The sequence below is a fragment of the Gardnerella sp. DNF00747 genome, from assembly GCF_049262675.1.
Lineage (GTDB): Bacteria > Actinomycetota > Actinomycetes > Actinomycetales > Bifidobacteriaceae > Bifidobacterium > Bifidobacterium swidsinskii.
The window spans coordinates 340,984-367,354 of the sequence record NZ_CP058394.1 but is presented as its reverse complement, the minus strand read 5'-3'; the positions used below and the strand labels follow the sequence as shown (position 1 = coordinate 367,354).

The following is a 26,371-nucleotide window of genomic DNA, read 5'->3' as shown; positions in this document are numbered from 1 at the left end:
TTCGTAAAATATGTGTATTCAAAATTTAAATTTCAAAACGTGAACTAATCGAGCCTAGCACACGCCTGGCACAATCACGGCAAATGTTGTCAAAAAAGCGCCAAGACGCTCGCACTATAAGTGCTCGCTTCTGAGCTCGCATGGAAAAAGTCCACTGGACTTTCCATGCAAGCTCACGCTCCGAGTTACTTTCGCGCACTACGCTCCAAGCGCGAAAGCAGGTCGTCGCGCAAACGCCGGAAAAATCACCGGCAAATGTTTCCACCAATAAATGAAAACAAAACTCAACTAGCGAGTGAGCTTACGATGCAAGCGATGCGGACGAGCAGCTTCCTCACCCAAGCGCGCAATCTTATTTTCTTCGTAAGCTTGGAAGTTACCTTCAAACCAGTACCACTTTGCAGGATTCTCGTCGTCGCCTTCCCAAGCAAGAATATGCGTTGCAACTCGGTCGAGGAACCAGCGATCATGCGAAACCACAACAGCGCAGCCTGGGAAATCAAGTAAAGCGTTTTCCAAGCTTTCCAAAGTCTCAACATCCAAATCGTTAGTAGGCTCATCGAGAAGAAGCAAGTTTCCACCCTGCTTAAGAGTCAAAGCCAAGTTCAAACGGTTACGCTCACCGCCGGAAAGCACACCAGTAAGCTTCTGCTGATCCGAACCTTTAAATCCAAAGCTTGCAACATATGCGCGAGTAGGAATCTCAACGCCTGCAACCTCAATAAAATCAAGTCCGCCGGAAACAGCTTCCCACAAGTTCTTATTAGAATCCAATCCTGCACGATTCTGATCCACGTAAGAAATCTTCACAGTATCGCCAACAATAAGCTCTCCGCCAGAAAGAGGCTCCAAGCCCACAATCGTCTTGAACAGCGTAGACTTACCAACGCCGTTTGGACCAATCACGCCAACAATACCGTTACGAGGCAGCGTAAACGACAAGTCGTCGATAAGTACACGGTCGCCAAAAGCCTTGTGAATATGCTTTGCTTCCAAAACTTGCGAGCCCAAACGTGGACCTGCTGGAATTTGAATTTCAGAGAAGTCAAGCTTCTTGGAATTACGTGCCTCTTGCTCCATTTGGTCGTAGCGTTCCAAACGAGCCTTGTTCTTAGCTTGGCGAGCTTTCGGCGAGCTACGCACCCAATCAAGCTCATTCTTCAAACGCTTAGCAAGCTTGGCATCCTTGGCACCCTGGATTTCCATACGCTTTGCTTTAGTTTCCAAATACGTTGAGTAATTTCCCTTATATGGATAAAGCTGACCACGGTCAACTTCGCAAATCCACTCCGCTACGTTATCCATAAAGTAGCGGTCGTGCGTAACAGCAATAACAGCACCCTCGTACTTGTGCAAGAACTGTTCAAGCCACAAAATAGATTCCGCATCCAAATGGTTAGTAGGCTCATCCAAAAGCAGCAAATCTGGAGCTTCAAGAAGAAGCTTACACAATGCAACTCGACGCCTTTCACCACCAGAGCACACAGAAACAGGCGAATCCGGATCTGGGCATTGCAAAGCATCCATAGCCTGCTCAAGCTGCGAATCCAAATCCCAACCGTTTGCAGCGTCAATTTCAGTCTGAAGCTTACCCATTTCTTCCATTAACGCATCAAAATCAGCGTCTGGATTAGCCATTTCTTCGCCGATTTGGTTAAAACGCGCCACTTTTTGCGCAATCTCACCAAAAGCCATCTTAATGTTTTCGCCAACCGTCTTAGTGTCATCAAGAGGTGGTTCCTGCTGCAAAATACCTACCGTATAGCCAGGAGTCAAAGAAGCTTCACCATTGGTCACATTTTCCAAACCGGCCATAATTTTCAGCAGCGTCGACTTACCCATGCCGTTCGGACCCACAACACCAATTTTTGCGCCCGGAAGGAAGCTTAAAGTAACATCGTCGAGAATTACACGATCTCCGTACGATTTACGCGCCTTAATCATCTGATAGATAAATTCAGCCAAAGTAATATACCATCCTTACAAACGTTGAAATTCCAGCGTTTGTTGCAACTTGCGTAAAAAGCGTTTAGTACTTTTACCTACTTAATTCAAGCAAGATGCAACTTACATAAAACTACGCAAACTAATAGCTAGCAAATACTAGCACGTTGCTGGCGTACGATTTGACTTATTGACAGACTCAGAATCATCTTCAGGCGGAATCTGGCAGAGCCACTCGCCCAAAATCCCAACGACCATATCAATAAAGCACACCAAGCCAGCAATAGAGCATTCACGCACAACAGAGTTATACAGAATTATTTCACTGTGTGGCAGACTCATTAACAACTGCCCAACGTACCAGCCAGACAAAATAGCACCTGCCATTCCCAATGCCTTAGACAGCATAAGAGCTGCAACAGCAAATTGAGAACTTACAGGCTTCTTATTTTTATCTTTGTTAGCAACACTTTGATGAGTTTGCAACGCCATAACAAAAGTTATTAAGCCAGCAATCACCATAATTGCAACAACAACCCACGGAGCTCCTGCTAACGACATAGCACTAGACTCTGTTGACGACACTAGAAATGCGCCCAGCACAAAGCCAAACAGTAACCCTAGTACCAGATACCACCAAGGTGTGCGATACGCTTTCATTAACAACCATCCCCTATAAGCCATTGCTCTGAGTATACCCCAACAGTTTGAGCATCAAAAGCAAACGCTAATGAGTACGAAACTGAGTTGTCATCCAAAGCAGCATCCGACTCTATCTGCAGCCACGGCATAAGTTCAGGCGACTTAGGGTCAACCATCACCATTTCCGCTAGTTGTTGCGGCAATTTTTCTGCATCAACAGTTCTTGTATCAGCAGCAGAAGCACCATATGAACGCGTACCCAACACTCGCACAGTCACCTTATCTTTATACAAAGTAGCAACAGCGCGAAGCAAGCGAAGCAGTTCATACTCGTCACCGCCCGAAGACAGAATAAATACAGCCGCGTAATAATCACCTTCAAGCATATTGGCAACATATAGTGCCGATACGCCATCTACGCGAGATTCTCTATCCTGCTCAAGCATTGCAACTATTCTCAGCATAGCAGAACGCGTGTCTTGTTTCGCGACACCCTTCATAGAAATTACTGCAGTTGTCTGTAACGGAGTAGGACATATACGGAACAAAGGAGACTTAGTTTCTCTTTTAACAAGCTCACTGCCATAATTGACACTTTTAGATTCATCGACACAAGAGCACTCTGAATCTCCATTATTTTCATAATCATCCGCGAAAGAATTTGCGATATCAACGGCAGCTTTAGCAGCTGCAGCAGCGTCCTCGTCTTCTTTGCGCTGCTTTTCTTTTCTATCTTCCTCAATAAGAGAACGATAGTAATCTGCTATTTCGCCTTCCTCAAGATCGTCAACTGATACGCTTCCACTACGAACAGCAACATGCGCAAGAGAATCAGGAATTACACGCCGTTCCGAATAATTTAACTCTTCTCTAGAAACACTATTCAAAGTAACACAAATATCGTCAACAGTGCTTTTCATGCCGTAATATTCGCTTCTTAAAGCAGCATGAACAGTAATATCAGCCTCACTAATTTGCCAAGTGTGCATAGCAGAATTTAAAACAGATTTAGCAATAAGTTCTAAAGCTATAGCAGGATGCTCCTCAATTTCGCTATCTTTTTCGCAACGTTTAAGCATAAAAGCAAGACGCTCAGCAATTTGAGGAATATCTATTGCGTTAGTCTCATCTCCGTCTAATGCATTACTCAAATTAACTTTTAAAACAGCATCTATGTAAATAGAAGAATATAATCCAATGACTATTGAGTCACCGCTTGGGCGAATACCCTTCAAACTTATGGTTGTATTCATAATTTCATCTTCTACTCTCTAATAAAAACAATTTAAAATTCCAATTATTCGTTTATTTATCTTTTACTCTTACCTATAATACGCAAAATTAATATTTCGATACATTGTACTCGATATAAATCAACATGCGTAATTTTTTGCATATAACACTAATTTTTATTATTAAATTCTTAGAAAAATAAAAATAAACGCTGACAGCAATAAATTATATTGTTATCAGCGTTTATTAATGATTGTATTTTATCTGCTTCTTAGCACTGTATTTACACTATTAAGCACCAAATTGAGTGCCGTCATTTTGATTAGTAGACGGATTAACTGGTGGTTTAACAGTTCCAATAACAGTTCGAGGAGCAGGTGCAGTAGTCTGAATAGACGTATCAACAGGCATCTGATCAGACTGCTGGTTTTGTGAAGTTGCGTTATTGGAAGATTCAGAAAGTTCAGAAGCTTCACTCTGCTCATTCTTACCTTCAACGTTGCGCTTTAAACTTTCTGGAATTTCAACAGGAGGAAGATCAGAATCTGGTCTTCTATCGTCCGAAAGCCAAAGAGTACGCTCAGGAGCCTTACGAATCTTACTGAAGATTTCCTTAAGTTCCTTCTCGTTAAGAGTTTCCTTAGCGAGCAACTGACGAACCAGCTCATCTAATACGTCACGATTATTGTTAATAATCTCCCACGCTTCAGTATGAGCAGTTTCGATAAGCTTATGAACTTCTTCATCGATTACTTCAGCAGTACGATTCGAGAACTTACGAGGTTGCAAAGAATCGAGTGAACCGGAAGAATCTTCGTCAGTATCCATCCACTTAACAGCTCCAAGCTTCGCTGAGAAACCATATTCAACAACCATCTTACGAGCAATAGCAGTAGCTTTCTCAATGTCGTTAGAAGCACCAGTTGTTGGATCATGGAACACAACTTCCTCTGCTGTGCGTCCGCCCATAGCATATGCCATTTGATCCAATAATTCGTTGCGAGACTGCGAGTAACGGTCGCTTGTTGGCATCACAGCAGTGTAGCCAAGTGCGTGACCTCGCGGCAAAATCGTTACTTTAGTAACAGGATCCGTGTGGTGCAACGCAGCAGCAACAAGCGCATGACCACCCTCATGGTAAGCAGTGTTACGCAATTCATCCAAAGCCATACCCTTAGACTTACGTCGAGGTCCTGCTTGAACACGATCAATTGCCTCATCAATAGCGCGATTATCGATATATTGAGCACCAGATCGAGCGCAAAGCAACGCAGCTTCGTTAAGCACGTTAGCTAAGTCTGCACCAGTAAAACCAGGAGTGCGCACAGCAACCATATGAAGATCAACATCCGGCACAAAAGGCTTACCCTTAGCGTGAACCTTCAAAATTGCCTCGCGACCTTCCAAATCAGGAGCCTCAACAGCCACCTGACGGTCAAAACGACCAGGACGAAGAAGTGCGGAATCAAGCACATCTGGACGGTTTGTTGCGGCAATAATAATCAAATTAGTGTCGTTGTCGAAGCCGTCCATCTCAACAAGCAGCTGATTAAGTGTCTGCTCGCGCTCATCATGACCGCCAGTCATGCCACTTCCGCGGCGACGACCAACAGCATCAATCTCATCGATAAAGATGATTGCAGGAGCATTCTTCTTAGCTTCGTCAAAAAGTTCACGAACGCGAGACGCGCCCAAGCCTACGAACATTTCCACGAAGTCAGAGCCAGCCATTGCATAGAACGGCACACCAGCTTCACCTGCAATAGCACGAGCCAACAAAGTCTTACCAGTTCCTGGAGGACCATAAAGCAGCACACCGCGCGGAATGCGAGCGCCCAAAGCCTTGTAGCGCGAAGGATCCTTCAAGAAGTCTTTAATCTCTTCAACTTCTTCAACAGCAGCTTGTTCGCCAGCAACGTCAGCAAACTTAGTTTTAGGAGTCTGACCTTCAAGCAACTTGCCACGGCCACGTCCGCCACCCATGCCAAGCATACTTCCACCGGCACCGCCTATTCTGCTAAACATGAACCAAATCATGCCAAGGAAGAACAATATTGGAGCAAGCGAAGTAATCAAATACGAAATAATGCTAGATGACTGTAAGCTAGCAGTCCAGCCGTTAGAAGGCTTCGCCTTTTCGACTTCTTGTACAATTGACCTACCTTGTGCATACGCGTAGTAGAATTGCACATCCTTGCCAAAGTCACGCTTTTGCTTACTTCGTTTATCGAACTTCTTAAACGGACTATCAAGCGTAAGCTTAACTAACTGTTTATTGTCAATAATTTCCACATAACTTGCTTTATGAGATCGCACTAACTCAATACCATCCTGAGTATCGATAGTTTGCGATCCGTTATGAACAAACATTTGGAATCCGACAACTGAAAGCAACACAAGAAGCACAATCCACGTCCATGGCGACTGCCAGAAGGAACGACGATTGTTATGGTTGTTCTCGTTATTTTTATTATTCTTGCCCTGTTGACCGTTGTTTCGCTGATTCCTAGGGTTACGTGGATTTAAAAACGGATTATTCCCGTTATTTCCACGCCCAGGACCGCCCATTGGGCCTTGCGGTGTCATAGGAGAAGCGCCCATGTAATAAGGCTCCTTTCAAACTCCTCAATTTATATAAAAATTCTGAATAGAATCTATAAAATCAAGCACCATACACTGATGGCTTTAATACTGCAATACTATTGAGATTGCGGTAACGCTCATCGTAGTCCATTCCGAAACCGACTACGAATGGGTCAGGAATTTCAAATCCCGAATAGTCGATTTGCACTTCTACTTCGCGTAGTGCTGGCTTACTTAGTAAAGCAAAAACTTTTACACTGTTAGCTCCGCGGCTTTTAAGCTCATCCACTAACCAAGCTAATGTGCGACCTGATTCAACAATATCCTCAACAATCAGCACGTCACGCCCGCGCACGTCCGTGCTTAAATCTTGACGAACTGTAATCTGCCCGCTTGTTTGAGTACCACTGCCGTAGCTTGACAAACTCATAAAGTCCATTGGCGCATTAACGCTCAGCTCTTGAGAAAAAACAGCAAGCGTATTAACAGCGCCTTTAAGCACTGCTACGAGCAAAATATTACGATTTTTGTAATCTTCGCTCACTTGCTTTGCAACCTCACGAATACGCTTCATAAGGTCTTCGTGGCTGATTAATTCATAGTCAATGTCATCTCGTATATCTGCAACTTGCATGTTCACTATCTTGGCATAAACGAATGACGATATTGCGCGAGAGCCGAGTCGCTTCGTAATAATTTGGCAGCGAAAAAGGCTTCTGACCATGCCATTTTGTACATAGTTCGTCCACTGCCGATATGTGACTTGACGAGAAACGCAGACCAAGCTCACTTAACGCACGCACTATAATTCGTCTACGAATTGATGGATGATATTGCGCTAACTTCTCAGCTTTTAACCTAACAGTTTTCGCATTTTTATCAAATTCCATCACTTGTGAACTAGCTTCGTCAACTTGAGAATTAATATAGTCAAGATCGTCTCTAGCTATTTCAGCTCCACGAGAAAGCAAAGTAACCATATTTGCATTAAAAAATCGCGAAATATAAGGCATTAACGTGTGTCTAACTCGAGATCTCAATGGATAATTTTCTGAAAGTTCCTCATTTTGCGAAATATCGTCACCATTTGTAGGATCATCCCACCATGAAATGCCTAAATCCTCGCAAATACCAGTAGTATCTTCTCTACTAAGCTTAATAAGAGGCCTCGCAAAAAGCACGTTTTGACGCAATGTCACTGCTTTCATGCCAGCAACTGCTTCTAAACCTGCAGAATCTTTTAGCCCCATCATTACAGTTTCTGCTTGATCATTTGCAGTATGAGCTAGAAGCACGGCTGCAGCTCGCTGCTTTTTAGCGACCTCAATAATTGCTTGATACCTAGCATTTCTAGCAGCAGATTCTTCGCCTTCTCCCGAATCTTCAACGTTCACAGATTGAATATACACGTACTTTTCATCTATTCCAGATTGCAAACAATGTTTAGCAGCAGTATTGGCAATTTCAGTTGAGTGTGGCTGCAAATGGTGATCTACTATTACGACACCGCAACGAATACCCCTACTTGCGCACACAATCACGCTCAATGCTGTAAGTGCAAGAGAATCTCTACCTCCAGAGCACGCAATAAGAACCAGAGGAGCATCAACATCTGTCGCGTGATTGCCATGTTCGGAAAAACGCGCGTCTTGTGCACATAATGAAAGTTCGTCAAAACAATGCTTGATTGCGCCAATTCCTGCGCGTATGCGAGAAGAATACACCATAGCTTCTAGTGTAGCGCGCCAATAATGCTAAATTGCAACTCATAAATCATAGTTTTGGCAATTCTGCCATAAACTTATTAATCGCTACGAACGCTCCCCAAATATCAGCTGGCTGGTTCGCAACAACAGCGAAAGTTAGCACTCCACCACTTTTCCTAGATACATTACCAACCATAGAAGTAACTTCACTTAAAGAACCAGTCTTTACGCGAAGCATGCCGGCAGAAGATTCATCCGCTAAACGCTTTCTTGCTGTTCCAACTAAACCAGGAAGAGACAATCCTTCAGCAGCTGCAGCACCTCCAGAATCGGCTTTAATATTAAGCACTTGTACTTGAGCTAGCGTTGTTGCGCGCAACCTTGATTTTGGAGACAAGCCTGAGCAATCAGACATGTGCAAACCACGTATATCGATATTGAGCTTGCGCAATCCCTCTTTTACTGCCTGAACTGCACCCTCCGGAGAGTTGGATTTGTGAGTTGCAAGCGCAGTCAAACGACCAAACTCTTCCGCCAATGTGTTGTCTGAAATACGAAGCGTATATGCCATTATTTCGTTTAATGGTGCAGAAGAAACTTGTGCAATTAAACGCGAATTAGATGATATTAACGATTTAGTTTCGCTTACTGGTATGACAAGATTTTCAGACTGTGCAGATTTATCTTCATTTTCAGAATCTTTATTGTTTTCAGAAGAATCATCTGCAGACGAGCCTGAACCGGAATTTTTTTCATCAGAAGCGGTTTTATTAGAATAATTACTTATAACTATTCCTTGTTTGCTTAATAATTTAGCAAAAACATGACCGACACTTAAAGCAGGATGAGGATCAGAAAGCGGAAAATCTGTCATAGCGTCAGCGTCAACACCCTGCACTGAAAGGTCACGCTGACGAGCATCATCTATAGCCAAAGATGACGTTTGAGCATAAAAGCGGCGTTCAACATCTGTTTCATAAATCAAATCAGGAGCACGTTTTGCGCCAAACAATGAGTCATCAACAGCTAAAGAAACTGTGTGAATATTTTCAAGCTTCAACGCGTTGGCTGTTCTTCTCGCTAATGTCGTTAAACCTGCTCTGCCATTGACATGGTGCCAATCGTTTTCTCCAATGCCAAGAAGCATGTCACCATTGCCGCGAAGCACAAGCTTTCTAGCATTCGTACTAGAAGCTCGTTCTGGTTCACCGCCTGTTTTAGGCAACAAAAATACTTGAGTATCAAGAGTTGAACCCATGTCAAGAGTGCGAGAAGCTACGCTAGCAGTTAAAGTTTTAAGCGTTGACGCTGGCTCTCTTAAAGCATTTGGCTCATGTGAAGCAACTACTCGCCCATTAGCATCCATAATTACTGCTGAAGTGCTGCTACTCATAGAAGCATCGGAAACCAACTCGTTAATAAGTTTTTGAGCTTGCGAATGATTTATTTCTTTACCATAAGTCACGCCTTTAGCTAGTGATTTAACTCGCAAAAGTGATTTAGGAGAAGAAATAGTTACAGCATAATGTTGTTTTCGCAACGTCAAAGGACCAGGAAGAATATCGTATACGTCAAGCAAAAAATAAGTAAAAATAATTGCTGCACTAACTATAACTGCTATAAATGCAATAAGCAATCGCCAACGAGAAGGATATTGGCTTCTTAAAACCATAGCAGCGTATTTACTTTTCTTCTGTGCGCTACTTGGTTTAATCTCACTGCTTGATTTAGATTCACTACTTAGTTTTTTTTCACTACTTGGTTTAGGCTCGATACTTTTGTTGGGTTCGCCGCTTTGCGCTGGCGTGCTCGCATTAGGAATATTTAAGGCATCGTTTAAGCCTTTATTACTTTCCATGCGAGCACACCTTTAAATCGATTGCAAATACCGCGCTTAACTATACATTGCGCTTGCAACAAAGCGTGCGTAAGTTACGCAGTAATAGACGCGAATCTGCGCAAGTTTTCTACAATGCGAATCATGCGCTTATCCATTACTTTGCCACCAAGAATCACGCCAACAACCAGCACAATCAAGCCGTTTACTACAAACAAAATGCTTGCAATCCACAGCAGTTGCGGCGCAAGAATCATAAACGCAATCGCAGCCGCAACCGAAGGAATCATGCAAACTACAGAAAGAAGCATAAAGCCTATAGCTGCAAAACTTCGCCCGCCAGCACTTCCTTGCGGCCTAGAAAATGGCTTTTCGATTGATGCCACAGGGTACATTGCAATGCACGAAGAAATTAAGCCAATGCCTATGGAAGCAAAAGCTATTCCAATTGGACAAAGAGTTTGGAACATAACTGCATTCACATTTTGCTTAACATTTGCTACAAAGAAAAGGAAAACGTAAACCCCTACTCCAATAATCGCAAAATAAACAGCGCAAATCACTGACCAAACTATTGCGTTCGCTAAGCGATCGTGCAAACCTTTTACTCCAATAATCGCATGCATAGTAAAAGCTGTGCCATCGTAAGCAATATTGTTTCCAACAACCATGCCCATAAGCAAAGCAGCATACATCATCCATCCAGAAACACCTAAGTTATCTGTTAGAGAATCAAATCCTTTAGCCTTAAAACTACTTCCTCCTGCAACTACCAGCATAAAAAGCGGCGCAATAAGCAAAAATAGCTGACGCATATCTCTTCTCATAACGCTAATAATTCGCGCAATAATCGCACCAACTGTGTTGTCTGGAACTGCTGCAAACAAGCCGATTCCCTTAGTTTTAACAACTGTTTTTTGCTCACCACGAAGCAACTTCGGCTCTAATTTTGCGCAAAATACAGAGATTGCAAAGCAAGCAGCAATCGTTACAACGCAAATAAGGAAGCGAATAGCAAGAGCAAGCCAATTGCCATTAATAGCATCGAGCGGCAAAGCCATAGCTGCACTTAATGGTGTAAAAGCGGACGCAGCACAGAAACTTGTGCCTAGCGCAATTCCATTTGGCGAAGGGCTATGCGTATTCATTGATGAAACAAAAATCATGTACGCTATAAAAATGGCAAAGTAAAAAATGTTTCTTGAACGCTTGTTTATTAAAATAGTATCTAAAATCTCAATAAGCATTTTGCTTAAAGACACGATTGTTGCAACGTAAAGCGGAGCTGCAATTACGCTGACTAAAACCGGCACAATTCCAAAGCTTCTGTACGCTAAAGACCACAAAGCAAGCGCGATTGTGCAGCTTACTGAAAGCGCTCCAAAAAGAGAGCCAAGAAGCATGCCAGCTTGCTGTTTTACGTAAGGAATGCCGTAAAGCGCAAAACTACGCGATTTTAGTGTTGTGTCGCTGCCAAACATAAACACGTTTATAAACAGCGTAAAAATTGACACAATCGACGCAACCATTATTGGAGCCAATTGGAATTCCTGCCAATTTTTAGTATCTGCAAGCATTCCTGGATTAATGTACTTGCCAGTTTCCCAGCCAGCAAAACCAAGAGCGCATATAAGCGCAAGTCCAAAAACAATTGCTATAGCAAAGCCAATTTTTTGCCAAATTGACTTTCGCATAACAGAAAAAGTAAGCGCCCAGCGAAGGCGAACCATGGTAAAAATCATAGACATTACGGTTTTCCCTTTTAAGCGTTGAGATTGGTGGAAGATGCAGGAGCGTTATCAGATTTGCCGCCGTTAAGCCAGTCGATGCGCGCAGCTGCGTGACGTCCGCCAACAAGCTCCATGAAGCGATCTTCAAGATTCTTGCCTTGAGCAACTTCTTCAAGAGAGCCAGCAGCCGCAACATGACCTTCGTTAATAATTGCCACGTGCGAGCACATTTTTTCAACCAATTCCATAACGTGCGAAGAAATAATCACCGTTCCGCCAGTAGAAACATACTCGGCGAGAATATCCTTCAAATTTGCGCTAGAAACAGGGTCCACTGCCTCAAAAGGCTCGTCCAACACAAGTACGCGAGGGCTGTGAATCATAGCTGTTGCAAGGCAAATTTTCTTCGTCATACCAGTTGAATAGTCCGAAACCATAGTGTTTGCGGCTTCTGTTAAGTCAAATGCAGAAAGCAAGTCGGTCGCGCGACGAACAGCCTCAGCGCGGCTCATCTCGCGAAGCATGCCAGCGTAAGTTAAAAGCTGAAGGCCAGTAATCGTCTTAAAAATCTCGTCGGCCTGAGGCATTAAACCGATTGCGCGCTTAGCACTATTTACGTCACTCCAAACATCGTTGCCAAAAATCGAAGCTGAGCCAGCATCTGGCATAAGCAAGCCCGTAAGCATTTTAATCGTAGTGGTTTTGCCAGCACCGTTCGGGCCGACTAATCCATAGAAAGAGCCTGCTGGAATGCTCAACGAAAGATTATCTACAGCAACTTTCTTGCCAAAAGTCTTAACAAATCCGCTAATAGAAACCGCTGGAACATCTTCGTTAGTAGCGTCGTAAGTGTTTGCGCCAAAAACTGGAACGCTGCTAGCAAAAGTATTTCCGGACGGATACTCGGACGGATATTCAGACGGAATAGAATCTACCATAGAAACCTCGCAGTATACAGATAAACGCACGCATTGCACTACATTAATTGCGCAATCACACGCTTATATCAAGGCTTCTATTATCTCATACCCGCAATTTTTGCGCAATCGCAATGCCAGCACTATCCGCACGCTACCTTCATATTCGTGTGGTAGAGATTTGAGATTTTTCGCACTGATTGAATGTTTGCATGCTTATGAAGTTTTGCAGTTGTGCTCTGCAGACGTTGAGTATTTATTCATAGCGAACACTAGCATCATTGCTACTGCGCACGCCACACCAAACACCCCTACCACACTAAAAACAACTGTGGGTGAATTTACGAGTGAGGGGTGGTTGTTGCTTGGTCGAGCAATATAAAAGCGGAACGATAGTAATAATCTTGTTGACGAATACTATTTTTAAAAGAAAGTAAGTAAAAAAACTAAACTTAACTACGCAACCGCTAAGTCCAAATAAGGTATAAGAGTGGAGCGCTGTCCTTACGGCTAATCGCCGTTCGGCTGAGCTTGCGTTGAAAGCACACCGTGCTTTCAACTTGAGCAAGCTCACGCTCCGAATTGCTCTCGCGCGTACAATGCTACGCTCAAGCATGTCGTCGCGCTAGTAACACCCACCACTCACAGCCACTTCAGAAACACGCCAGTCAAACACCAGCCCAAAACTCGCACCACAATAAGCAAGAGCACTCAGCGACCAGTGTGCTGAATCGGCTTCCACTCGCTCTTTGAGAAAATAGCTTGGAACGCAATAGGCACGTACGAAAGCATAAAAATCGGGAAGCTAAGAGCGTACGCAAACAGCTCCTTATTCGTTGCACCAAGCTTATCGTGTTCAACTAAAATAGTGAGCGACACAAATATCATCATGCCTAAAACACTTGTAACAGTAGTTGTAATGAAGTTAATCATTGAATAGATTTGACTCATCCATGTTACAAATCCAAATGCAGCAAAAATAAACCCAAGTATTATTCTTGCAACAGCCAAAACCATAAATGGGAAAAGCATAAGCGTAAAATCAACCGACGAAAAATCTCTTTCGCGAATACCATGTCGAATAAGAGCTGCTCCATAGTAACGAAATACCTGCAAGAATCCCTTGCTCCAACGAAGACGCTGCCTCCAGCTCTGCCTAAACGACACAGGTTGTTCATCATACAACACTGCAGAACCGCAATATCCAACTTTGTCTCCGTGAAGAATAGCATCCATAGTAAATTCAAGATCCTCAGTAAGAAGATGGAATTTCCATCCGCTATTTCTGTGCATAATCTCACGCGAGAACATGAATCCAGTTCCACCAGCATGGCAACTCGAACCGAATAGCATTCGAGAGTTGTTAGTAAATCGCGATTCTCGAATAAACCAAAGTGCAGAGCCAGACGAAACCCAATTATCTGAAAGATTCACGGAATTACGATAGCTGGTTAAAATTTGATATCCTGCGTGGAAACCTTTATTCATTTCCTCAAAATAATGCGGATCAAGTTTATTGTCTGCATCGAAAACAAAGTACGCGTCATAAACTTTATCCGCACCAATTTTCATAATATGATCGAGAAGATAGCTGAGCGCATAACCTTTACCAATATGCTCTTTATCAAAACGTTCAATTACGTTGCATCCGCAATTGCGGCCAACTTGCGCAGTAGAATCAGTGCAATTATCTGCAACAAGCCAAATATCAATAAAATCTTGTCTATATGTTTGAGTTTGAATGCAATGAATAAGATTACCTATAACAGCTTCCTCATTGCGCGCAGAAATAAGCACAGCATAATGCTTATCCATTGGTGCTTCAGGAAAAACAATAGGCTTAGCGAATAAAGATGCAACAGCACAAACACCTTGATACACAACACCGCTTATGCCAATAAGTATTACTAGTACATCAAATATTGATAGAAGAATCATCGCTTCCATCCGCTCCGTGGATTATTTTTTACGTTACTTTTATTATTTTTTGTATTTTTTACTATTTTAGACTCGCCTACTTGCAATTTTGCTTTAGAAGAATCCTTATTTTCAGAATCTACTTTACGCTTTGCAATATCTTTATTTACGGCATCTAATATTTCGCGCGAAATTGGCATTGTTGCCAATACGTCAGTTTGATCAGAATCGTTAGAAGAAACTTTGCTACCATTCGCATCGTCAGAGTCTGACACATAAGCTTGCTTATACCAATATAGAATATCCTCGTTCAGAGAAATGCGAGAGCTTGTGCCTTTCATTACACGATGAACACTTTCACTCATTGGATTCATGAACTTACGGCCAATCGCTTCAACGCAACGAACAATAATAGAAGTATGATCAGGGTGAGGATCGTTCATAAGCGGAGAAGAAACTAAACTATATTGCTTCGTGCATACTCTAAAAATTGCTTGCAAACTTGCAGTCACAGGCAAAGCCAAAAATGCTCCAAGAGCACCAAATACAGCGCCCATTACAAGAACTGAAATAAAAGCTACTGCAGGATTCAGATCCATAGTCTTCTCGGAAATCTTCGGCGAAATAACCATGTTCTCAATTTGCTGATAAATCGTAATAAAAATTAATGTTGCAACAGCCGCACCAAAACCATTGGAACCCCATGCAACCAAGATAGGCAAAGCTCCACCCAAATAGCCACCAATTGTAGGCACAAACTGCGAAACAATTCCGCAGAATAAGGATAGCGGAAGCCAATACGGTATATTCATTACAATAAGAAAAATTGCGGTACCCACTGCGTTAATCGCTGCCAAAATAATTCGCGAAAATAAGAAGCTCGAAATCTGCTCTTGAACAACTGACCAAATAAATAGGAAACGACGCTGAGATTGCGGATTCATCCAACGGCACATGCTACGACGCATAGCCGGACCTGCTGCAGAAATGTAATACGTAACCATAATAATGGTAAGTAAATCAAGCAGAACAGTCATCAATCCCCATGTTGTGTTAAGTGCTTGGCCAGCAAAATCAACAACCCAAGATGTTTGCACATGCTTCAAAATTTCCATGCCAAGCTGCTCAATATTAGGCATTTTAAAACCGGTATAGTGAAGCACAAAATTTGCAAATTGATTGTATAAATCAGGCAAGCCCATAACCATTGAAACAACCTGCTGAGCAAATAAATTACCAAACAAAGCAAGTAGCAAGCTAATTACAACAAGCAAGCCCGTTAGCGTAAAGCCAGAAGCAACTCCTCGCCTCCAACCATGCTTAATTAACCGAACAACAAGCGGTTCCATTGCGAGCGCAATAAAAATAGAAATCACAACATCGAAAACAATGAATGAAATGCTATTCCAAGCGAACCATAGGAAGATAGACACAAAAGTAATAATTGCAACGTAAATAAGTGCACGACCTAGCCAATCTGGCGGCCTTCTGTCATCGCCTTTAGCTGGGAAAAGTGAAGCTAAATCTAGCTTATTTTCACTTTCCTTAATATGCTCATGCATCTTATATTCATGCATTTCTTGCTCTTGGTAATTCATAGGTACTATTGTAACTGCGCGAACTGATGAATGCGAATTAGCGGCATGTAATGGTAACTATTTTTGTAATACTTAATAGTTACGCTATTTATTACTATTTATTACAATTTTCTACTATTTCCTACTAAACGATTGCAATTATGCGCATCTACGCAACTACACGTAACATTATGTAACACAAACGTAACGAGATATTCGAGTCGCTGAAATCCAAAATGGCATTCATAGTCATAAACTCATTACTGGGTTTTTTAAGAAAGGAATGGTGACCATGACCACTTTGCAAACTAAAGAAGATGCCGCAGCCCTTATTGAAAAGGAAGGCATTGAGTACGTATCCGTACGATTTACTGATTTAATTGGCGTTCAGCAGCACTTTACTGTTCCTGCTGACGAGTTCTTACACAGCGCTTTCACTGATGGAATGGCGTTCGATGGTTCTTCAATGCAAGGCTTCCAGGCTATTAACGAATCAGATATGAAGCTTATTCCAGATGTTGACACTGCTTATATTGACCCATTCCGTAAGCATAAGACTCTGAATGTTGCTTTCTCTATTGTTGACCCTGTAACAGATGAGCCATATTCTAGGGATCCTCGTCAGGTCGCTATTAAAGCAGAATCCTATTTGAAATCAACTGGCATTGCTGACACTGCAAGCTTTGCCCCTGAAGCTGAGTTCTTCATCTTTGACAAGGTGCGTTTTGCTAACGACATGCAGCGCTCCTTCTATGAGGTTGATTCTAACGAAGCTCCTTGGAATTCTGGCATCGACACTGAAGATGACGGTAGCAACAATATTGGTTTTAAGAATCGCGTAAAGCACGGCTACTTCCCTGTGCCACCAGTAGATCACAATCAGGATTTGCGCGATGACATGGTTTACAACTTGCAAAAAGTTGGTTTGATTCTTGAGCGTTCTCACCACGAAGTCGGCGGCGCAGGTCAGCAGGAAATCAACTACCGTTACAATACGCTTGTTCATGCTGGCGATGATTTGATGAAATACAAGTATGTGGTTCATGAAACTGCTGCTTTAGCTGGTAAGGCTGCAACATTTATGCCAAAGCCAATTGCTGGAGATAACGGCACTGGCATGCACTGCCATCAGTCGCTTTGGAAAGATGGCAAGCCATTGTTCTATGCGGAAACTGGCTACGCTCAACTTTCTGATATTGCACGTTGGTACATTGGCGGCTTGATTAAGCACGCTTCTTCTGTGCTTGCATTTACGAATCCTTCGCTTAACTCTTACCATCGCTTGGTTCCAGGATACGAAGCTCCAGTCAACTTGGTTTACTCTGCTCGTAACCGTTCTGCAGCTATTCGTATCCCTCTTGCTGGTACAGAACCTGCTGCTAAGCGTATTGAGTTCCGTGCACCGGATCCTTCATGCAACCCATTCTTAGCATTCTCCGCTCAGCTTATGGCAGGTTTGGATGGTGTTATTAACCATATTGAGCCTCCTGCCCCTGTTGATAAAGATTTGTACGAGCTTCCTCCAGAGGAGCATGACGGCATTAAGCAAGTTCCTTCTTCGCTTGGTGAAGCTTTGCAATCTTTGGAAGAGGATCACGACTTCCTTATGCAAGGCGACGTATTTACTAGCGACTTGATTGAAACTTGGCTGAATTTGAAGCATGAGGAAATGGATATGGCTCGCTTGGCTCCAACTCCACTCGAGTATGAGCTTTACTTCCACATCTAATTTGCAGCTAAGTTAAGATAAGCTAAGCTACTCTAACGAAAAAGCCGGCCCTACGATTTCGTGGGGTCGGCTTTTTGGCGCTCAAGCAGATTGTCGCGTTAGCTGTTTATTTTTCAGCACGTATTTTACATCAGCTTGAGATGCAACCTTCAAATCATGAGTAACAACAATCACACATTTGCCATGCTCTCTAGCAGCATTTTTTAATATTGCAATAACTTCTTTAGTAGTAGCAGGGTCAAGACTTCCAGTAGGTTCATCAGCTAAAATTACCGGAGCAGAAGATACTAAAGCTCGTCCAATTGCAACACGCTGCTGTTGACCACCAGAAAGTTTAGTGACGTTACGATTTGCTTCTTCTTCAGTTAATCCAAGATCTATTAGCACTTGAACATCAGCATGTGAATTTACTAATCGCAAATTTTCTAATGGCGTCAAATAGTCAATAAGATTAAAATTCTGGAAAACAAGTGAAATATGTTTTTTGCGATGCTCAACATATCCCGTTTTTGCAATATTTTCACCGTTAAAAAGCACTTCGCCACTATACGGAGTATCTAATCCAGCTAAAAGCGAGAGCATAGTAGACTTTCCTGCTCCAGAAGCTCCCATGATACTGTACATTTTGCCAATTTCGAAATCTGCATTCACGTCATTTAGTACCGCAATATTTGCAGGTCCGTAAGTGTACTTCACATTTTTTAATTGCAATAAATCCGACATAATAAGCTCCTTATTTTTACATAATTTAAATATGATTTATAAGATTTGTTTCATTTATACGATTGCGCTGTTTGTGATTGTGTTTTTAGTAGAAAATTCACATACGCAACTATATTTCTGCTAACTCATAGCACTTAGTATTTGCCGAGGCTTCTTTATTAATATTGGCAGCACTGCAACAAGTAATGCGACTATTGAAATAAGCAAACCAATAACAAAAGCAGCAAGAGTTTGCAACAATGGCAATACTGGCATACCATCCGCAATAAATGACGAATCAGCACTATGCAAAATCGCAGAACCAATAACGCCAGAAAAAGCAGCACCGAAGCCTAGCGAAATGACGAATGACACAATGTTGAGTATCGTTATTTCAACAAGCAATTGACTAACTATTATTGCTCTAGATAATCCAATAGACATAAGTACGCCAATCTCGTGCATACGTCCTCTAACCCAGAACACTAATACAAGTCCAAGCACTAAAATACCAACAAAACTTAGTGCCACAAAAATCATTCGCACAAGTTGTTGCACAGAGTTAACCGAGCTTATTACATCAGACAATTGCGAAGCATTCTGCTCTACATCCGCCCACTTGCCAGCAATACTTTTAGTCTCCCGTATTGCACTAGCTAATAAATCAGAACGCTCGACAACACAGCGCAAAACACCTCGCTTAGAAGAGCCAGCCAAAGACAACGCCGAACTTAAGTCAGTAAATATGCGATTTTCTGAAGTATCCGAAGGAAGTGCTCCTTTAGTTTGCAATTTGCCGGCAAAAATGCCAACAACACGAACTTTTACATTAAACCCCTGCTTAAGAATTATAGTAGAACCAATCTTAAGATTATTCTTCTTAGCAAAATCACGATGCACTATTGCTCTACCAGAAGAACGATTAGTAATATGCTCACCCTGCTCTAAACGGTATAATCCCTCTTGAAAACCCTGAGACAATCGAGAATCTGTTGTGCCAGTAATTCCAGCAGCATGAGCCAAAACATCATCGTCTAGTCTTGGACCCTGCGCAGGAAGCACAAGTTGCTTTCCAACAGGCACAGCTAAAACATCGCGCTCTTCCACTACAGTTTTTACGCCCGAAATCGCAGCAAATTTACGAATTTGACTAGAGTCAATTCCTTCATTCGCGGCCAAATCTTGTGGAATTGGAGAATTAGACGTAGCAACAGAATTAGAATTTGTATTACTTTGCTCTGGAAGAGTTTCACCTCGAGTTTTTGCTCGTACAGTAAAACCTAAACCAATACTGGATTGAATACGATCCCTAGCACCCTCAACAGAAGCACTGATACCAGCTTGTGAAACTAGCGCACTTAAAACAAGAGTCATAATCAGCACAATTATTGCGTTACGTCGAGGTTTGCGCAATATTGCAAGTTTCGCTCGAGCACATAAAGAAATTACTTCACCATTCATAATGTTACTCACTAACTTTTCAAATAACTTTCATACGACGAATTATGAAAACTATGCCGCCAAACAGCATAGTTTTACTTTTGCAATCCGAGGAGCTCACGAGGAGATTTGCATATAATTGGCAAATAAGACAACACAACTGCAATAACGATTACTGCACCAACAATTGTAGAAACTCCGACAAAACACTGAGCGTCTACTTGTACGCTAAGTGTTTCCAAAGTTTTTGTTGCCAAAGTTGATTCAAGATTTCCACCAGCTTGACCCATATTACTCAATTCACGGGCCGCTGATGATTGCACAGAGCCAAGAGCAACATTAGCCATCAACGGAGCTATAACTTTTGCAAAAAGGTAACCCACAATCAACGAAGGTATTGAAATAAGCACAATCTCAGCAAGATATTGACCAACTATAGATAATTTGCCAGTGCCAATTGCAACAAAAACACCAATTTCATTACGTCGCTCATTCATCCACAGCAAAAGCACTAATGCCAAAGCAATAATAGCGAATGATACAACAGCAATTGTTGTAACAGTCATTATTGAGCGCACTCCCTTTGCTGCTTTCAACAAACCAGAAACGAACTGATCGTCACGAGTTAGTTGATAGTTTTGCAAATCAATAGGCAATTTCGCAGCTTGAGCCATAATATTATCCACATCCTCGCCGCGCTTTATTCTAAAACTTGCATCCTGATATATTTCTTTTCCAGGCTCATATTTGTATAATTCGCGAGTAGTTTGCAAATCCGTATACACGGTATTAGCTGTCAATTCCGCCCTAGTTGCGACTTGACGCTTATTTGCTCCGGCATAAATTCCAACAATACGAGTTTTTACTGTTGCTGTTGATTGTTGAATATTGTCAGCATCGTAAGGATTAGCGCGAAGCGTAAGAGTATCTCCTACATGTAATCCGTTAGCTTTAGCGAGATCTTCATGAATCAGTGATGCATGAACGTTATTAGCAATAAGATGCTTGCCTTTAGACATAGTTATTGCTTTTGTTTTAAAAGTATTTAAACCAGTAGAGTCATTCGTCCCTTCAATATTAACGGCATTTCCAAACTGCTGCTCGCGCTTTTGATCATAATCCTGAACGCCTGGAATTCTTGCCGCTTTAGCATTAACTAAATCCGCTGTTACATTTTGTCGAACAACGTAGGAAGCAATTCCATTTAATTTTGCAATTGCCTGTACATCTTTAGGTTTTACAGTTCCAGCTCCTCTAGGAGTTCCAGGGTTTATTTGAGGGTTATTTGCGAGCACAAAACTAGACTCTGCTTGCGCTTCAACTTTTTCTCCTTCTCTACCTGCAGCACTTGAAACTGCAGAAGTAGAAAATAACAATGTCGAAATAAGAAATACAATAATGAAAACTATCGCTGTTTTTATTCGTTTCCTCAGAATGTAGCGTATTGCACGAGAGATAAACGTCATCGACTACCTTTCTTCATTGAAAAATAACTTTATATAGTATGCGAACATACGATATGCCAGTATAGCATATACGCACTTATAATCGACATACGAAAAGCCAACCCTACGATTTTGCGGGGTCGGCTTTTCGTTACTAACACAGCACTCAGGCAGGTCGGAGCGCTGCACGAGTGTCCAAAGCGGCAACGAGTTTTATTTAATACTTATCCTTAATAATCTTGTTCTTGATATGTATTGTTCTCAAACTTAATATTTACGTCGTTGCCTTTGATTTTAAATGATTCGTTGATATAGAATCTGCTTACAGAATTACCATCATGCCATTCGTCTTCGTTACTAGCCTTACGACGGAACTCTACAGTTTCTTCAAATCCTTCTGTAGAGAAACTTCCACTTTCTGGATCAATGGATGTAAGTTTAGGATATCCGTTAACACTTCTCTTAACATCTGAATATGAATAGTCGTAGGATGTAAAGAATCCTAAGTTCTTCTTACGCAAGGAGGTGCCAAAAACACAAATCTTTGCAGGGACTGCTGATCCATTTGATGCACTAATGCACTGCTTAATTTGCTTTTTAACAGCACTGGTAATTTTCTTCTCTAGCTTCTTGCTAGCACGTTAACTTTGATTTTTTAATCCTGTTTGGAATATCTAAATACATAATGTTTACACGAGGATACAGCTTATATGACTTAAATATAAGCCACTCAGTTTTAGGATAAGAGACTTGAAGCGACATTTTATTCTCTTTCCCATTAATTCTGTAGGAGACTACACTGGAATCAAAGCTAATGTTGGTAATTACTGGATTTTCAATATGATTTTTAGCTTTGCTGCCAACTTCATTAGTCAAAAGGATGCGAGAACCTTCTTGAATATCGTTAGGAGACCAGTCAACAAGTTTGCTTGCTTCTGTAAAGTTTCCGCTTTCCAGAGCGTTCACGTATTGTTTAATTGTAGCTTCTGGAGAATAAACATAGTTCTGAATTGCATAATATGCAGTACCAAGAGCTACCACTAAAACTCCAATTATGATAAGGATGATTTTATTCTTTTTGCTCATCTTTACTGAAGCTATATCAGAGTTATTTGAGAAATTCGCATTATTTACGTTATTTACGTTATTTGGCAAAACGGTGTTATTAGTTTGCGTCTGATACGTATTTACAGCAAACTGCTGCACTTGAGATTCATGCTGATTAAATTGCGCCACTGGCTGCTGTGTATTATCCTCTACTTTTGCGCCACAATTTGAGCACTACGTTGAGACACTATCTATAGGGCTTCCACATTGAGTGCAATTCATATTAACTCCTAATATTTCACAAAAGTGCTTAGCATATTATTCATACGCTAAGCACTTTTGAAATAAAATTTTTCCAAGTTATTTTTATTTTTAAGTTATTTTGCTAAACTGACGCAAATTTTACGAAAAACACTCTATTAAAAAGCTTTTATAGAATTATTTAATTAGATTAGCAAAATTCTTTTAGTGCAATAAAGCTCCGTATATTGCGGAAGAAATAGCACTTGTTACGATTCCCATAGTGACGCAGAATACGATAATAAGAATTATCGCAGCTACTAACACGTAAATAACCCACAACCATTCGCGATCTATCTTACGCGTGCATTCAGCGTGAGATACGAAGGAGAATGGAAGAAGCAATGTCAAGAATCCTGCAAAGATTTGCAAGAACACAGACGGAGTCGAAAGAGTAAGAATGCCAAGCAATGCTGCGCAAATCTGAATTGTTACAATCGGAACCATCTTCTGAGCGAACTGAACATGCAACTGGCTGGCAGACATTGGGTCACCAAACATCTTTGCACCAATCAAAGCCACAACGAATGTCATGTAAACGCTAATCATTGCTGCGAAGAAAGCGGCAATGAATACGGAAATAGGCACGGAAACTCGTGGAGCAGAAATAGAACGCTCCCACATTGACGAAAGTAAGTTAGTGCCAACCTTAGTAAAAGAGTTGAAAATGTTGGCACCAGATTGAACCGTGGAATAAGTTTGGATTGCAGATACAAGAGCACTAATTACAAACACAAGCACAGCGTACAAGCTAGATACATGGTAACTCTGAGAAGGCTTCTTAATTGCGCTAAGAAGCCAATGGAAGAAGTCCACCATCTGTTCAGAATTAATCTGATTCATTGGCTGAGTATAGTGAGGAGCACCTTGCATTGCTGGAGCCTGCTGCATCATCGGTTGAGCCGGTTGAGTTGGGTGAGTCATTTGCGGATTCTGCTGAACAAACATTGGCTGAGCTGGCTGCTGGTACGCAGGTTGCATTGGCTGAGTTGGCTGCGGTTGAGCCGGTTGAGACGCAAACTGCTGAGCCGGCTGAGAATTTGCAAACATAGGCTGAGCCATATGAACAGGCTGCTGCTGCATTGGTTGAGCCATTGGCTGAGCCTGAGACACAGGTTGTACAGGCTGAGCTACTGGTTGAGCTACTGGTTGAGCGGATTCAACATTATTACCGCAACCCTTACAGAACTTTGCGGAATCGTTGTTTGCTGTACCGCATTGAGAACAAACCTTCATTTGTCTCTCCTTTATTCAATGTAGTAAATACTCGCGTTCAAGTAGTAAATTACAAAAACACACATGAGTATTCTATTACTACTATTGAAATGCACAAAACGACACTGCAATAATTTTTAAAACTTTAAAATCATATTGCAAAACCGAGAGTGCGAGCAGCAGCTACAGGAACTGCTTCATCTGCCCAATAATCTTCAAGATTTTCGTCGGTAGAAAGTGAACGCATTTCCGCACGATCAATATAAAGTTCGCCGCGAAGATGATCAGTTTCGTGCTGGAAAATACGCGCAGGCCAACCATGCAAACGCTCGGAATGTTGTTTGCCGTCCTCATCCTGCCAAGTAGCCTGAATATCAAGCCAACGCTGGCGTACAGCCTGATAGCCGGAAACACTTAAGCAACCTTCATAAAAACTACGAGTTTGCGTACCAATAGGCTCATAATGAGGATTAATAATAGCTCTAAACGGAAGCTCTGCAATGTCACGAGGATCGTCCTCATCATCACGAACATGATCTTCAATAACAGCAATAGCAAGACCAAGACCAATCTGTGGAGCAGCCAAACCTACGCCTGGAGCCTCCAGCATTGTGCTGTGCATAAGAGAAATAAGTTTTGTGAGAGTAGCACGTGTAAGCTGGCCGTCATATGCCACAGTGCGCTGGCGAAGAACAGGCTCACCTGCTTGCACAATCGGCAAAATGCCGTCTTCTGTAGCGGAATCAAGCAAGCGCTCAACAGCGCGACTGAGCTTAGTATCAACACTTGCGTGATGCGTAAACATAGGACTCCTTTTCACCGTTTTAAGTAACGCGCACAGTAACGCGAAAACATACAAAATCTATATGCTGCGAGCAGAATTTGAAAGCCGCACTAAAGATATAAGTGTATCAAAATTATTTGCGCACTGCTAGAGCCGACTGAAATGTAAGCAAATAGCAGGCGCAAAAAATAAGTAAGCTTATAGCTTCAGATTATCGACCACAACTTGAGCAAGACGAGCGCAAACCTCATCTGCCTGAGTTTGAGTTGCAGCCTCGCACATAACGCGCACAAGCGGCTCTGTGCCACTAGGACGCAAAAGCACGCGACCTGTATCTCCAAGAAGCTTCGATTCTTTCTCAACAGCTGCAAGCACAGCTGCGTTAGTTTTCGAAGCCATTTTATCTACATTTGGCACATTTACAAGAGCTTGCGGAAGCTGCGGGAAGTCTGCAGCCATTTGCGAAAGTTTCTTGCCTGAACGAACAACTTCACGGCACAAAGTCAAAGCAGTAAGCGTACCGTCACCGGTTGTTGCAAATTCGCGATTAATAACGTGACCAGACTGCTCGCCGCCGAGTGAATAATCATGCTTAAGCATTTCTTCAAGAACGTAGCGATCGCCGACGTTTGTTTGCACTGTTGAAATGCCCATATCTTTGAGCGCAAGCTTTAAGCCAAGATTGCTCATTACAGTTACAACAAGCGTATCGTGATTCAGCTTACCTTCAGCCTGCTTTGCGCGAGCAAGAATACCCATAATTTGATCGCCATTAACCATATTGCCGTTCTCGTCAACAGCTAAGCAGCGGTCGGCGTCACCGTCAAAAGCCACGCCTAAATCAGCCTTAGAAGCTTTAACCATGGCTTGCAGCTGCTCAGGATGAGTCGAGCCTGCGTGATCGTTAATATTGTAGCCGTCAGGAGAAGCGTTAATTACGATTACTTCCGCACCAGCGCGACGAAGAGCTTCAGGAGCAACAACAGAAGTAGCACCATTCGCGCAATCTGCTACAACACGTAAGCCTGCAAGAGGCTTTGGACGCGTAGTAGAACCATTGCTTAAAGGCGCAACAGCAGAAACTAAATGATCAATATACAAGTTAGTAGCTGTAGTAGTATCATGGCTGACTCGACCTACACCAGCACCAGTTGGACGCTCCCAATCTTGACCAAGCACAGTCTCAATCTCATCTTCCTTGCTATCTGGAAGCTTAAAACCTCCGCGCGCAAAGAATTTAATACCGTTATCTGGCATAGGATTATGCGACGCAGAAATAACAGCACCCATTTCAACGTTAAGCACGGAAGTGAGGAAAGCAACGCCAGGAGTTGGGATAATTCCAGCATCAATAACATCAAAACCGCCAGCACTCATGCCAGCAGCGAGAGCAGAAGCTAGAAAATCACCAGAAACACGCGTATCTCTGCCAATAAGCGCGCGACGGCGAGCGTGAGAGGAAGTCTCGCTTTCATTAGAGCTAGATGCAACCGGCGCGTGCTTATCCCCTAAAACGCGCACTGCAGCATCACCCAAATCTAACGCAAGTTGCGCTGTTAAATCTCGGTTCGCCAATCCACGCACACCGTCAGTACCAAACATTCTTGGCATAACAAAGCCTCT

General features: G+C 42.3%; 20 protein-coding genes. 1 reads left to right on the top strand and 19 read right to left on the bottom strand.

The window, feature by feature from the left end; all coding sequences use genetic code 11:
- Positions 1-288: 288 nt before the first annotated feature.
- The 11 genes from ettA to HXT32_RS01235 form a co-directional block, all read right to left on the bottom strand.
- A complete protein-coding gene (gene ettA / locus HXT32_RS01285) occupies positions 289-1,965 on the bottom strand; it encodes an energy-dependent translational throttle protein EttA (protein WP_422119004.1) in 1,677 nt (558 codons plus the stop codon).
- Between the two features lie 138 nt (positions 1,966-2,103).
- Positions 2,104-2,604, bottom strand: coding sequence for a DUF3180 domain-containing protein (locus tag HXT32_RS01280; protein WP_102703219.1), 501 nt, complete (start codon positions 2,602-2,604; stop codon positions 2,104-2,106).
- Positions 2,604-3,839: a dihydroneopterin aldolase gene (locus HXT32_RS01275; protein ID WP_102703220.1), complete on the bottom strand. Its 1,236-nt coding sequence runs from the start codon at positions 3,837-3,839 to the stop codon at positions 2,604-2,606. The genes HXT32_RS01280 and HXT32_RS01275 overlap by 1 nt, the downstream gene beginning before the upstream one ends.
- A 271-nt stretch (positions 3,840-4,110) precedes the next feature.
- The gene (ftsH, locus tag HXT32_RS01270; RefSeq protein ID WP_116431567.1) at positions 4,111-6,420 is read right to left on the bottom strand and encodes an ATP-dependent zinc metalloprotease FtsH; all 2,310 of its coding nucleotides are present in this window, start codon (positions 6,418-6,420) and stop codon (positions 4,111-4,113) included.
- Positions 6,421-6,481: 61 nt separating this feature from the next.
- The gene (gene hpt / locus HXT32_RS01265; RefSeq protein ID WP_421782776.1) at positions 6,482-7,036 is read right to left on the bottom strand and encodes a hypoxanthine phosphoribosyltransferase; all 555 of its coding nucleotides are present in this window, start codon (positions 7,034-7,036) and stop codon (positions 6,482-6,484) included.
- The gene (tilS, locus tag HXT32_RS01260) at positions 7,011-8,129 is read right to left on the bottom strand and encodes a tRNA lysidine(34) synthetase TilS (RefSeq protein WP_421782778.1); all 1,119 of its coding nucleotides are present in this window, start codon (positions 8,127-8,129) and stop codon (positions 7,011-7,013) included. Before tilS ends, hpt begins: the two co-directional genes overlap by 26 nt.
- Positions 8,130-8,175: 46 nt before the next feature.
- Positions 8,176-9,966: a D-alanyl-D-alanine carboxypeptidase gene (locus HXT32_RS01255; protein WP_422119003.1), complete on the bottom strand. Its 1,791-nt coding sequence runs from the start codon at positions 9,964-9,966 to the stop codon at positions 8,176-8,178.
- A 74-nt stretch (positions 9,967-10,040) separates the two neighbouring features.
- The gene (locus HXT32_RS01250) at positions 10,041-11,693 is read right to left on the bottom strand and encodes a hypothetical protein (RefSeq protein ID WP_422119002.1); all 1,653 of its coding nucleotides are present in this window, start codon (positions 11,691-11,693) and stop codon (positions 10,041-10,043) included.
- Positions 11,694-11,707: 14 nt separating this feature from the next.
- A complete protein-coding gene (locus HXT32_RS01245) occupies positions 11,708-12,613 on the bottom strand; it encodes an ABC transporter ATP-binding protein (protein ID WP_116432019.1) in 906 nt (301 codons plus the stop codon).
- 690 nt (positions 12,614-13,303) lie between these two features.
- On the bottom strand, positions 13,304-14,530 hold the full coding sequence (locus HXT32_RS01240) for a glycosyltransferase family 2 protein (protein WP_033888470.1): 1,227 nt from the start codon (positions 14,528-14,530) through the stop codon (positions 13,304-13,306).
- The gene (locus HXT32_RS01235) at positions 14,527-16,107 is read right to left on the bottom strand and encodes an AI-2E family transporter (protein WP_102703225.1); all 1,581 of its coding nucleotides are present in this window, start codon (positions 16,105-16,107) and stop codon (positions 14,527-14,529) included. Before HXT32_RS01235 ends, HXT32_RS01240 begins: the two co-directional genes overlap by 4 nt.
- A 271-nt stretch (positions 16,108-16,378) precedes the next feature.
- Here HXT32_RS01235 and glnA point away from each other — a divergent pair, with 271 nt between their 5' ends.
- On the top strand, positions 16,379-17,815 hold the full coding sequence (gene glnA, locus HXT32_RS01230; protein ID WP_004109385.1) for a type I glutamate--ammonia ligase: 1,437 nt from the start codon (positions 16,379-16,381) through the stop codon (positions 17,813-17,815).
- A gap of 81 nt (positions 17,816-17,896) precedes the next feature.
- On the opposite strand, the gene HXT32_RS01225 is transcribed toward glnA, so the two are convergent.
- The 8 genes from HXT32_RS01225 to glmM form a co-directional block, all read right to left on the bottom strand.
- Complete coding sequence (locus HXT32_RS01225) at positions 17,897-18,538, bottom strand: ABC transporter ATP-binding protein (protein ID WP_422119001.1); 642 nt, start codon at positions 18,536-18,538, stop codon at positions 17,897-17,899.
- 120 nt (positions 18,539-18,658) lie between these two features.
- On the bottom strand, positions 18,659-19,978 hold the full coding sequence (locus tag HXT32_RS01220) for an ABC transporter permease (RefSeq protein ID WP_422119000.1): 1,320 nt from the start codon (positions 19,976-19,978) through the stop codon (positions 18,659-18,661).
- Between the two features lie 74 nt (positions 19,979-20,052).
- Positions 20,053-21,423: an ABC transporter permease gene (locus tag HXT32_RS01215; protein ID WP_119504513.1), complete on the bottom strand. Its 1,371-nt coding sequence runs from the start codon at positions 21,421-21,423 to the stop codon at positions 20,053-20,055.
- Between the two features lie 209 nt (positions 21,424-21,632).
- Positions 21,633-21,923 (bottom strand): hypothetical protein, encoded by a 291-nt coding sequence (locus HXT32_RS01210; protein ID WP_102703226.1) that lies wholly within the window; start codon positions 21,921-21,923, stop codon positions 21,633-21,635.
- A 112-nt stretch (positions 21,924-22,035) separates the two neighbouring features.
- Positions 22,036-22,638, bottom strand: a complete 603-nt coding sequence (locus HXT32_RS01205; RefSeq protein WP_422118999.1) for a hypothetical protein — start codon at positions 22,636-22,638, stop codon at positions 22,036-22,038.
- A gap of 276 nt (positions 22,639-22,914) precedes the next feature.
- Entirely contained in the window at positions 22,915-23,985 is a 1,071-nt protein-coding gene (locus HXT32_RS01200; RefSeq protein WP_285089288.1) for a DUF6574 domain-containing protein, read from the bottom strand.
- A 130-nt stretch (positions 23,986-24,115) separates the two neighbouring features.
- Positions 24,116-24,769, bottom strand: coding sequence for a peptide deformylase (locus tag HXT32_RS01195; RefSeq protein WP_004107289.1), 654 nt, complete (start codon positions 24,767-24,769; stop codon positions 24,116-24,118).
- Between the two features lie 177 nt (positions 24,770-24,946).
- On the bottom strand, positions 24,947-26,359 hold the full coding sequence (glmM, locus tag HXT32_RS01190) for a phosphoglucosamine mutase (RefSeq protein WP_421777291.1): 1,413 nt from the start codon (positions 26,357-26,359) through the stop codon (positions 24,947-24,949).
- Positions 26,360-26,371: the final 12 nt, after the last annotated feature.

What these genes read in the sequence shown, in the direction of transcription:
- HXT32_RS01235 (WP_102703225.1), bottom strand. Translation starts at nt 16,107, where the DNA reads ATGAATTACCAAGAGCAAGAAATGCATGAATATAAGATGCATGAGCAT.
- HXT32_RS01245 (WP_116432019.1), bottom strand. Translation starts at nt 12,613, where the DNA reads ATGGTAGATTCTATTCCGTCTGAATATCCGTCCGAGTATCCGTCCGGA.
- HXT32_RS01215 (WP_119504513.1), bottom strand. Translation starts at nt 21,423, where the DNA reads ATGACGTTTATCTCTCGTGCAATACGCTACATTCTGAGGAAACGAATA.
- glnA (WP_004109385.1), top strand. Translation starts at nt 16,379, where the DNA reads ATGACCACTTTGCAAACTAAAGAAGATGCCGCAGCCCTTATTGAAAAG.
- HXT32_RS01275 (WP_102703220.1), bottom strand. Translation starts at nt 3,839, where the DNA reads ATGAATACAACCATAAGTTTGAAGGGTATTCGCCCAAGCGGTGACTCA.
- HXT32_RS01200 (WP_285089288.1), bottom strand. Translation starts at nt 23,985, where the DNA reads ATGAAGGTTTGTTCTCAATGCGGTACAGCAAACAACGATTCCGCAAAG.
- HXT32_RS01195 (WP_004107289.1), bottom strand. Translation starts at nt 24,769, where the DNA reads ATGTTTACGCATCACGCAAGTGTTGATACTAAGCTCAGTCGCGCTGTT.
- HXT32_RS01255 (WP_422119003.1), bottom strand. Translation starts at nt 9,966, where the DNA reads ATGGAAAGTAATAAAGGCTTAAACGATGCCTTAAATATTCCTAATGCG.
- tilS (WP_421782778.1), bottom strand. Translation starts at nt 8,129, where the DNA reads ATGGTGTATTCTTCTCGCATACGCGCAGGAATTGGCGCAATCAAGCAT.
- HXT32_RS01280 (WP_102703219.1), bottom strand. Translation starts at nt 2,604, where the DNA reads ATGAAAGCGTATCGCACACCTTGGTGGTATCTGGTACTAGGGTTACTG.
- HXT32_RS01225 (WP_422119001.1), bottom strand. Translation starts at nt 18,538, where the DNA reads ATGTCGGATTTATTGCAATTAAAAAATGTGAAGTACACTTACGGACCT.
- HXT32_RS01220 (WP_422119000.1), bottom strand. Translation starts at nt 19,978, where the DNA reads ATGAATGGTGAAGTAATTTCTTTATGTGCTCGAGCGAAACTTGCAATA.
- ftsH (WP_116431567.1), bottom strand. Translation starts at nt 6,420, where the DNA reads ATGGGCGCTTCTCCTATGACACCGCAAGGCCCAATGGGCGGTCCTGGG.
- hpt (WP_421782776.1), bottom strand. Translation starts at nt 7,036, where the DNA reads ATGCAAGTTGCAGATATACGAGATGACATTGACTATGAATTAATCAGC.
- glmM (WP_421777291.1), bottom strand. Translation starts at nt 26,359, where the DNA reads ATGCCAAGAATGTTTGGTACTGACGGTGTGCGTGGATTGGCGAACCGA.
- HXT32_RS01240 (WP_033888470.1), bottom strand. Translation starts at nt 14,530, where the DNA reads ATGATTCTTCTATCAATATTTGATGTACTAGTAATACTTATTGGCATA.
- HXT32_RS01250 (WP_422119002.1), bottom strand. Translation starts at nt 11,693, where the DNA reads ATGTCTATGATTTTTACCATGGTTCGCCTTCGCTGGGCGCTTACTTTT.